Genomic DNA, 9747 nt, shown 5'->3' on the forward strand with positions numbered 1-9747 from the left:
AAGCAATAAGAGATGGAGGAATAAGATGTAGAAATTTTTGTGGATGATTTCTACAATGTGTATCGCTTTAGGATTGGTAACAGGGTGTAGCAGCAAAGGTCACGTTTATACTCAAATAACATACGAGGATAAGGAGTTTGACCAGAAGATAGGAAGCGAAACAAAGGGAAATAATAATGAACAGGATAATTATGAAACCATATCCGTGCCTGTAAAAAAAGAAGAGTATACGGGTAAAATACAGCACCCAGAATTGATTGAGCAAACGATGAGGCCAGTACCAGGGGAAAATAAGAAGCAATACAAGAACAAAATCGTTAAAGCGACGATATCATTTGGTGGGAACTATGGTTAGTTATGTTGATACATACGAGTCATGTGGTGTGAGTTTTTATTGTAATCGTGTAATAGTAGGGAAAGGTAGGTTGCTGGAAACCCGCTGATATAAAGGTATCCACAATCAATTACTTATAATCAGTTTACATAACATATCTTATCAGAAGTTGTGGAAATTAAAGCGAAGTCTGTCTCAAAATGAAAAGAATTCTTATCTTATTGAGACAGTTAAAAGAATTTCAAAGCTATGTTTTCAATTCTGTATTATAATTAAATTGGGCTCAACTTTTACATAAAACAAGAGTAACAAAGAACATTTTTGAAGTAAAAAGCAATAAAAGAAACCATCTCTTTCGATATTATAAACACCTCAGTTTCGAGTATAATACAGCCGATTTAGCCCTAAGGGCTTAACTGAGCTGTTTTGTCTTAAATTTATCTAATTTTGAGTTTTTATGTTGTTTACACTCTATTAGTAAACGTACAATAAACAAAGATATGTAAAAGCGGACAGAGCTGGAATAAAAAATATTACTTACTGATGAAAAGTGAATAATGAATTCTGTTGGATGAACATAAAAGAATGGAAAGAAGGGAGAAAAAACATACTTCAACAACTTCGCGCGAAATACCAATTTTACGCAGAATAATACGATTATATAAAAATCAAATACAGTATCTAGGGATTTCAAGCCCAAGTGCATGAATTTTAGTATATTGGTATACGCCATATAATTGATATTTTATATAAGAATAATCAAATGCTGAATTACTCATAAACAATTTTTATAGTGAATTACATTTTAATTTATAAGAGCTTTTCTTGTGTTGATCTAACTAACTCCTGATTAACCTTGATTAAATTAACCAATTCACATTTTATAATGATTTTCAAACTGTGTTCATGTATTCATTTTGTTAGAACTTATATTTGAAAATCGTTTTATTTTATATACATATATAATTTTTATCGCCAAATATGAATTTATCACTTGGTTATCTATAACTTTTATTAGAATAATTACACTTTCCCATTCAATTTCGAGTGAATTTTAGTATTACATAATTTAATTATGTAAATAAGTTCGTGTAAAAATTGAATTTAATGCGAACTTGTGTTCGTGTGTTTTTTCTGTTATAGTATATATGAGGTGATTTTTATGGATTACAGCAAGCAACGTCAAAAATCAGTACATCGTAAGAAATTATACGAGAATTTAAATGAAATGCCCTTTTACATAGAAGAATTTGTGGAGTACAAAGAATTGCATGATGCCTCTCCCTCCACCCTACTGAATTATGTATATGATTTTAGAGTTTTCTTTAATTGGCTATTATCTGAACAAATTATTGAATTTAAGCCCATTAAAGACATATCCTTCTCTGATTTGGAGAATTTAAAGAAAAAAGATGTTGAGAACTTTATGAGGTTTTTAAAACTACAACAAAATATGCAGAATTCCTCTGTTAACAGAAAAATTTCAGCCTTAAAGTCTTTATTTAAGTACCTTACCTCCCTATCAGAGAATGATGATGGAGAATGTTATTTTTATAGAAATGTAATGGCTAAAATTGAAATACATAAAGATAAGGAAACATTAAATGCCCGTGCAAAACGTATGAGATCTAAAATATTTCATAATAATGATGATCAAGAGTTTTTGAATTATATTAAGTACGAGCATGAAAAGTCTTTAACAAAACATCAGTTGTTCTATTTCCTAAGAGATAAAGATCGTGATGTAGCTATTCTTTCCCTCTTTCTTGGTAGTGGTATTCGTGTAAGTGAATTGGCCGATCTTCGTATGGAAGATATAAACTTAAAAGAAAGATTAATTGATGTAATCCGAAAAGGAAACAAAGAAGATTCCGTATGGATTACCCCAATTGCATTGAATGATCTTGAAAAGTATATGGAAATTAGAGATAAGAAATATGCTCCAGGGAAGGAATTAAAAAATGTGTTTCTATCGAAGTATAAACATACTGCACAGCCTCTTTCGGTTAGGGCTATCCAAGATATAGTAGAAAAATATACTAAGGCTTATGGTAAAAAGATGTCTCCTCATAAATTAAGACATACACTGGCAAATAAATTATATATGGAGGAAAAAGACTCATTACAAGTGATGCAGCAACTTGGGCATACCAGCCAAGATACGGCCTTATTATACACACAGCTTGGAGAAACAACTATTAAAGATAGCTTAGGCAGAATAGGAAAAAATAAATAATAAAAGTTCAGCAATGCAAAATTGCTGAACTTTTATTATTTTCCCTGCTAGAGGTAGTAGTTTTAAATGTTATGTATTATTCATTTCATCTTTAATTTTATTATATAAAAAATACATAGTTTAAATTCTAATCTAATTGGTATATAAAAGCTCTCTCTTGTTAGATTATGTCACTTTACTCATAAGTATACCGCAATTGGAAGCATAAACTTGCCGGAAATTGCTTATTTTAGAAGAGATTTATCTAATTTTCCAAAGAAAATGGAATCATAACTTTGCCGTAAATTAATTATTAACCCATAAACTTTCCTTAAATTGTAATAAGAAGCATAAAGTTAACAAGAATTAAGGTATTTTGATGTTAAAAAAACTATTAATAAAAAGTCGATTTCCTGTACATTAAGAAATCGACTTTTTAATGAGTAATTTAATGTCTTTATTAGAAATGAGCTTAATTAAATTAAAGCTAAAATATCTTTTGGGGTATTTAATATATAATCAGCTTTTTCAAAACCTTCTTTTGTCTTTGAGCCCCATAAAGCGAGTGCGAATTTCACACCAGCACTTTCCGCACATTGCATATCGTATATAGAGTCTCCGATATATACGGCCTCATTATTAGGAACATCTAATTGTTTCAAACAAACTAATAGTGGTTCAGGGTGTGGTTTGTGTTTATCCGTATCACACGCACAAATTGTATGTTCGAAATGACCGCTTAGACCAAACGGCTCGAACTCATCTATTAATTCTTGCTTAGTTTTTGATGTAACAATACCAAGCTTTAATTTACTAGGGGATAACTCTTTAATAATGCTTTCTAATTCTTCAAATACGGAGACTTCATGAGAAAAATCTAGTACAGATTTGGCCCATTTCGGATGAACAACGTCTATATTTTGTACATTTAATTTTTTTAAAGTTTCTTTTCCAGGAATCCCTAATGCGAATCTTAAATCCTCTAACGCATAATCTTTCTTTAGTTCTTCCTTTAAAACTTTTTGTAAGGATTTTAGTATTGCTTTTTCTGTGTCTAAAATTGTACCGTCTACGTCAAAAACAAGAGATGTAATCAAAATAAATCCTCCCTATTTTTAATCATCACTCGCAATTACTACTTCAACACCGTTTTCTTTTAAAGTGTTATATAAATCATCAGACATAACTTGATTTGTAATGAAAGTGTCTATAGATTCAATCATTAAACCCTTATAATTTCGACGCTGATTCCATTTAGTGTGATCTGCCACTAAAATTACTTGATCAGCATGTTTTATTAATTCACGCTTGAAATAAATATCTTCTTCAAAACCATAGTATATCCCGTCTTCTGTAATACCAGCGGTTCCAATAAACACCTTGTCAAAGTGATAATCTTTGAGTTTTTCAGTGGTAGAAGTCCCTGTAGTATGTCGAGAAACCTTATTTAAAGTTCCTCCCAAAAGGTGAATAGTCGTATCTTCAGATTGAGCTAACATATAAGCAGTATCAATTGAATTCGTCACAATAGTTACGTTCTTCGATTGCAAATGTTGCGCTACAAAGTTGACTGTTGTTGAAACATCTAAATAAATCATGTCATTGTTTGCAATTATATTTGCAGCCTTCATTCCAATCAATTTTTTTGTTTCTAATTCAGTCTGTGACCGCTTTTGGTACGTATCAATTTTCTTATGAAAAGTAGCTAAAGCCACTCCACCATAAGTTCTAACTATTGCTTTATTTTTTGAAAGTTTTACTATATCTCTTCTTGCAGTATCTCGTGAGATATGAAACATTTCACACATTTGTTTTATATTCATGGTTTTATGTGTTTCTAAATAATTAAAGACTCGTATCAATCGTTCTTCTTGATTCATAAGTAACCTCCATAAAGATATATTAAGTTAAAATAAGTTTATTTTCAAGTTAGTTTAAGTGATTTGATACGAAAATACTATATAATTAAGTTGTTTTAAGTGAATTTGGTGGAATTTCATTTTTAATGCCTTTATAATTTTAAGCGATTTTATGAATGATTTAAAATTTTATCGTTGGAAGCATAAATTTTCCTCTAAGAAAAAGAACCATAACCTTGCCTAAACGGCAAAGTTATGGTTCAAATCACAGATTAAATAAATGATAATTTTAGATTCCTACAATTGTTGTTTACGTTAAATGAGAATTTAACGAACACTTAGGTGGATGATGGGAGTAACCCCCTTCCCCCATCTGTACAAGGACATGAAACTCCAAACTATTTGAACAAGAAAGTTTAAACTTTCACTTTTAGATTATTGGTTGGGACATGAAACTCTAAACCTAAATTTTATAGATTTACAGAACTAACCCCATTTAATCTTGTGTAAGATGCTCCCATTCTTACCTAATGACTTATACCATCATTCTTGTTAATGCACTCATGTAAATATAATGATTCAAATGGATTACGGGAATTACATTATCTTAAAGGAAAACTTTTCCCAACAATTCATATATGATTCAAAAGGTCTATGTATTTTTGAAGTCCTTCAAAATGTTATCTCGAACCTTTCGACACATTGATTTTTAAAGAAATATAACTACATCAAAAGGCGTACCTTTTGATACAATGAAATAAGCCTAAAGAGATAAAAATTCTAATCATAAAGGTTAGTTAATACTAATTTGTTTTTGACAGAAGTTTTGATAACGTATTTAAACAATATATACGATACCAATCTTGGGACATTTCGTAACTATCAAAAAGCTAAACGATGACATAATTTTCTCAATAAGTATTTTTTTGATTTTAATATAAATTTTTTACAATTAGTGTTATACCTGTATTAAGGGGAGCTTTTCAGTTAATTAGGGAGAAAAATTATAAAAATGATATGGGAGGAACAAAAAAATGTCATTGAAAAAGAAATTAGGTATTGGAGTGGTTTCAGCCGCTCTTGGCTTATCTTTAATTGGTGGGGGAACATATGCATATTTTAGCGATCAAGCTGTAACAAATAATACATTTGCTGCAGGTACATTAGATTTAGCTATGCAACCAACTACTTCACTTAACTTAGGAAATTTGAAACCCGGGGACAAAATATTAAAGAAATTCAATTTAACAAATAGTGGTACATTAGATATTAAAGATATCATGATGAAAATTGATTATACCGTAAACGATTTAAAACAAAATAATAATACAGAGGATTTCGGCAAATATATTAAAGTACAATTTCTTTGGGATTGGGATCCAGCAAAAAGCCCTGTACACGAAACAACTCTTGCAGAACTAAAATCACAAAGTCCAGAAATTGCCTCCAAAAAAGTATTTCATCCTAAGTGGGCTGAAACAGGGGGATTAAAGTCTGGGAAAATGGATTGGTTTTGGATGAAGTTTATATTTGAAGACAACGGAATGGATCAAAATGTGTTCCAGGGGGATAGTATTGCACTAAAAATGGAGTTCCAAGCCAATCAAACAGAGGGACAAGAAAAATAATTTTACGAACATATTGTTGGTAAAAAGTAAAACTGCTTACTACACATCCATACCAAAAGTCATTGATATTAGTATTTGCGCATGATATCAATGGCTTTTATAAAATTAACATTTTGTATTTTTTTATTCTATTTTCAAGGTATACGGTTGTTTGAACGTTGTATTTTGTGTTGAGCTAGAAAAACAAAAAGAACTTGTAGGAATCCCTACAAGTTCTTTTTTAGAGTCATACTATCAGTATGTCCAAGTTTAGGAGATTACTTGCAAGAGCTGCACCAAAACCAAATCATTTAACACCAACAGCATCAAATGCTTTGGTTACAGAGGTAACCTCAGCTGATTGTGTTCCATATAAATCTGCGGCTGACTGTACAAGAGCTTGTCTTGTCTGAGAGAATGTTGCCGATTCTGTGAGATATTGAGTATTTGCGCGATAAAAGATTTTACCCATTTTATCTTTACCAATACCGTTCACAGTTACTCCATAATGAGTACCACCCTCTGCAACAAGATACGCTGCTTTATTGATAATCCCACTATTTGTGTGTACTAATTTGCTTTGATTCGTTCCTGTATAACGTTTAGAATAATGGTCTGGATCACCGTATTGTGTTGGATCACTCATAGAACGAAGGGCTTGTCCCGATTGGAAGAATAAATCTTCTCCGATTAGATAATCGGGATTTGAGTTATTATAATATTCGATTAATGTTCCGAAAATATCTGACATTGATTCATTAAGTGCGCCAGATTCATTTTGATAAATTAAGTTGGATGATGATTCTGTTACTGCATGTGTTAGTTCATGACCAACAGCATCAATTGCGGCTGTAAATGAACGGGTTGATCCATCTCCATCTCCATAAACCATTTGTTTTAGGTCTGGATCCCAAAATGCGTTTTCATACTGTTTTCCAAAATGAACAGATGAAACAATTTTGGCTCCATTTCCGTCATAGGAATCTCTTCCCTGAACGTTTTTATAATAATCATATACAATTCCGGCATAAGTATGAGCATCCACAGCTGCCTGTGCATTTTTGCTTGTAAAACTGTTAGTGCTGTTACTTAAAAGGACACCTGGGAGAAACGAAGTGTCATCATCACTTCCTTGATTTTGTGCATCATACGTATAAATTCCCTTTCCACGGGTCTGATCTACTAAATAATAAGTATTATTAGATTGTAAGAGATTCAAATTTTTTGTATTTCCAAATGAATCTTTTCCTGTTCCCGTTGTTGTTGTCCCAATAATATTTTTTGGGGTGCTTGCTGTATGTAAAACTTCAATATGATCTAAGATTTTTCCAGTCTCTGCTTCTACAAAATAATCATGGTTACCTGGTTGTGGAGATAAAAATCCTAAATGAACATTATATGCATAGGATACTGTGTCATTTTTTGCATATACTACAAGTTCAGATGTCGGTTTTACATCATAGTTTGGTTTAAAACTTAGTTCCTTTTCAGCAATAGACACTGCCTCATCGGCAGAGACTTTTTGATTTGGTTGTTGTAATTTTTTATCTAAATCAGGAATCACGGTTCCAGAAAAAACGGTTAATACCCCCTTATTATCAACATGTGCAACTTGTGTAGATCCCCATACTGGAACACCGCTATATGTTTGTTGTAATCGAACAACTTTTGCACCCAAATTGTCATCTTCTTGTTTCTTTACAGTGAATGATTCTTTAGCACTTTTTGTACCTAGTTTATATTTGTCCTTATTTTCATCAACATATCGAAATACTACATCCTCAGTTTTTGTTGAAGATGGTGTAGTCAGCTGCCCAGAAATAAATTCTGGGGACTTAATGACCTCATTATACTTCTCTGTAGACAGCACATTACTTGATGTAGCGGCATAGCTATGTGTCGGTAAACTAATTGATGTAGCAATAACACCAGCTGACAATAAAACTGCTAGACTTTGTTTCTTTGTTTTCATATTTTCTTCTCCTTTGTTTTTACACCCTGTTTTAAACAGAATATTTATATTTTTTGAAAATTATATTTTTATATATAGATTCTGTAAAGGTAGGAGATTGTAATAAATGGGAAATAATTCATATTATTTATATCTATTTACTTATAATTCTGGTTGTAGAAGACCTTAAAGTGTTGAGTTTTCTAGGTTTTCATAATGAATATGCAATTTCGCATATCGGATAAATTTTAATTGGGAATCGTTGTCCATCCTCCGAAAAAGGGGTGCGGCAACGATTACTTCTTTTTGGATCCACTTACAAAACTAAAACAAGAAGCTGTATATAAAAGGGGGCATCATACACGCCCATCAAGCTAAAATTTGCAAGAATAACCCCTTACTACTTCAAAAGTAAGGGGTTATTCTACCGATGTTGTATAGTAGGGGTCACCATATCAAAAAAGAAAATTGTACGTTTAGACATAATTTGGACACAAATCAACCGGTTCCCTGTACGTTAAGGAACCGGCTTACTTACTTTACTACTTTTATATATAGATTTTGTCTCGTAATGGTCTTAAATTATTAAAATTTGTTTTTTCATTTAAGTTCCAAACATAGTCACCCGTCAATGTAATATGTTCCCAGCCAAGTGGGGATATATGTTGTAAATATTCTTCTGGAATGTTTACGCCTTTTGCACGTAATGCATCTACTGCACGCGATATATATACAGTATTCCATAATACAATTGCAGAAATAAGAAGTTGCAAACCGCTCGCTCTATGTAATTGATCCTCATAAGAACGATCACGAATTTCCCCTAATCGATTAAAACACACAGCTCTAGCAAGTGCATGTTTTGCTTCACCTTTATTTAAACCGACCTGTACACGTCTTCTAAGCTCAGGGCTTTGCAACCATTCTAATGTATATAAAGTTCTTTCAATTCTTCCTATTTCACGTAAAGTTACAGATAAGCTATTCTGCCTTGGATAGACCGCAAGTTTCTTGAGAATAAGGGAAGCTGTGACGGTCCCATTACGAACAGAGCTAGTTAATCGCAATAAGTCATCCCAATTTTCTCTTATTTTCTTTGTATGAATTGTTCCACCAATCATAAATTCTAGATGTGGTTGATTTATGAGCTTTTCAAAAGTATAGATTTTATTTTTATTAAACGTTTTAATCGAAATCCTAGCATATGACACATGGCAAAGACATGGTCTACAAAGCCCGCTGCGTCCGTATAATGTTCTTCAATTTCCAAATCTGTTTCATGATATAGTAAGCCATCAATAATATGTGGCGCTTCTTCTGAAGAACTAATAACTTGTACATAAAAAGTACACCTCCAATTGTCTTTCGTGTCTAACAATTGGGGTGCACATCATAATTGGGCGGCTTTTTTTATTTCCTCTATTCAAAATCTATTTATTCATTTTACTTAAAGCTTTATCCATTTGACGTTCATTAGCTTGAGTAGCACTACTTGTTGCATTTTCTACACCACGGTAATTATATTTAGAGTTTTGCCAGAAATCAAAAGCAAAATCTTTTAAATTTTTATCTGATGCATTTTTATCAACAACTTGCGACTTGAAAAGGTTGTTTAACATGTATTCATGGTTAGATACATCTTTAATATAGTTTTTATCTTTATATTCTTTAATAATTTCGTCACCAAATTGTTTAACTTCATCTTTGGATGGTTTGTAACCTTGAGCATATTTGCTTACTTCATCAAACTTTTCAGTTGTAGATTTATCACTCGATGCAAC

At 31.8% G+C, this 9747-nt stretch carries 7 protein-coding genes and 1 pseudogene; 3 read left to right on the forward strand and 5 right to left on the reverse strand.

Annotated features, from left to right (window positions below; translation table 11 throughout):
* Window positions 1-55 precede the first annotated feature (55 nt).
* Entirely contained in the window at window positions 56-355 is a 300-nt protein-coding gene (locus tag ABH959_RS24315) for a hypothetical protein (protein WP_258550633.1), read from the forward strand.
* A 1141-nt stretch (window positions 356-1496) separates the two neighbouring features.
* Window positions 1497-2570: a tyrosine recombinase XerS gene (gene xerS / locus ABH959_RS24320; protein WP_113937256.1), complete on the forward strand. Its 1074-nt coding sequence runs from the start codon at window positions 1497-1499 to the stop codon at window positions 2568-2570.
* Between the two features lie 455 nt (window positions 2571-3025).
* Here the strand turns inward: xerS and ABH959_RS24325 are convergent, their stop codons facing one another.
* Both ABH959_RS24325 and ABH959_RS24330 read right to left on the reverse strand, forming a co-directional pair.
* The gene (locus ABH959_RS24325; protein WP_113937255.1) at window positions 3026-3646 is read right to left on the reverse strand and encodes an HAD family hydrolase; all 621 of its coding nucleotides are present in this window, start codon (window positions 3644-3646) and stop codon (window positions 3026-3028) included.
* 18 nt (window positions 3647-3664) lie between these two features.
* Window positions 3665-4429, reverse strand: a complete 765-nt coding sequence (locus tag ABH959_RS24330; RefSeq protein WP_113937254.1) for a DeoR/GlpR family DNA-binding transcription regulator — start codon at window positions 4427-4429, stop codon at window positions 3665-3667.
* Between the two features lie 1013 nt (window positions 4430-5442).
* Here ABH959_RS24330 and ABH959_RS24335 point away from each other — a divergent pair.
* Window positions 5443-6036, forward strand: coding sequence for a TasA family protein (locus ABH959_RS24335; RefSeq protein ID WP_113937253.1), 594 nt, complete (start codon window positions 5443-5445; stop codon window positions 6034-6036).
* A 286-nt stretch (window positions 6037-6322) separates the two neighbouring features.
* Here the strand turns inward: ABH959_RS24335 and ABH959_RS24340 are convergent, their stop codons facing one another.
* The 3 genes and pseudogenes from ABH959_RS24340 to ABH959_RS24350 form a co-directional block, all read right to left on the reverse strand.
* The gene (locus tag ABH959_RS24340) at window positions 6323-7987 is read right to left on the reverse strand and encodes a M4 family metallopeptidase (protein ID WP_113937252.1); all 1665 of its coding nucleotides are present in this window, start codon (window positions 7985-7987) and stop codon (window positions 6323-6325) included.
* A 527-nt stretch (window positions 7988-8514) separates the two neighbouring features.
* Window positions 8515-9311 (reverse strand): annotated as a pseudogene (locus tag ABH959_RS24345) (Tn3 family transposase); the annotation flags it as partial.
* Between the two features lie 85 nt (window positions 9312-9396).
* Window positions 9397-9747 (reverse strand): hypothetical protein (locus ABH959_RS24350; RefSeq protein WP_404493293.1); only part of this gene is annotated, 351 nt, incomplete at its 5' end.

This window comes from Bacillus sp. RC51, from assembly GCF_044908115.1.
GTDB classification, from domain to species: domain Bacteria; phylum Bacillota; class Bacilli; order Bacillales; family Bacillaceae_G; genus Bacillus_A; species Bacillus_A mycoides.

Excerpts from the sequence above, each read along its gene's own strand:
- ABH959_RS24315 (WP_258550633.1), top strand. The coding sequence starts at position 56 with ATGTGTATCGCTTTAGGATTGGTAACAGGGTGTAGCAGCAAAGGTCAC.
- xerS (WP_113937256.1), top strand. The coding sequence starts at position 1,497 with ATGGATTACAGCAAGCAACGTCAAAAATCAGTACATCGTAAGAAATTA.
- ABH959_RS24330 (WP_113937254.1), bottom strand. The coding sequence starts at position 4,429 with ATGAATCAAGAAGAACGATTGATACGAGTCTTTAATTATTTAGAAACA.
- ABH959_RS24335 (WP_113937253.1), top strand. The coding sequence starts at position 5,443 with ATGTCATTGAAAAAGAAATTAGGTATTGGAGTGGTTTCAGCCGCTCTT.
- ABH959_RS24340 (WP_113937252.1), bottom strand. The coding sequence starts at position 7,987 with ATGAAAACAAAGAAACAAAGTCTAGCAGTTTTATTGTCAGCTGGTGTT.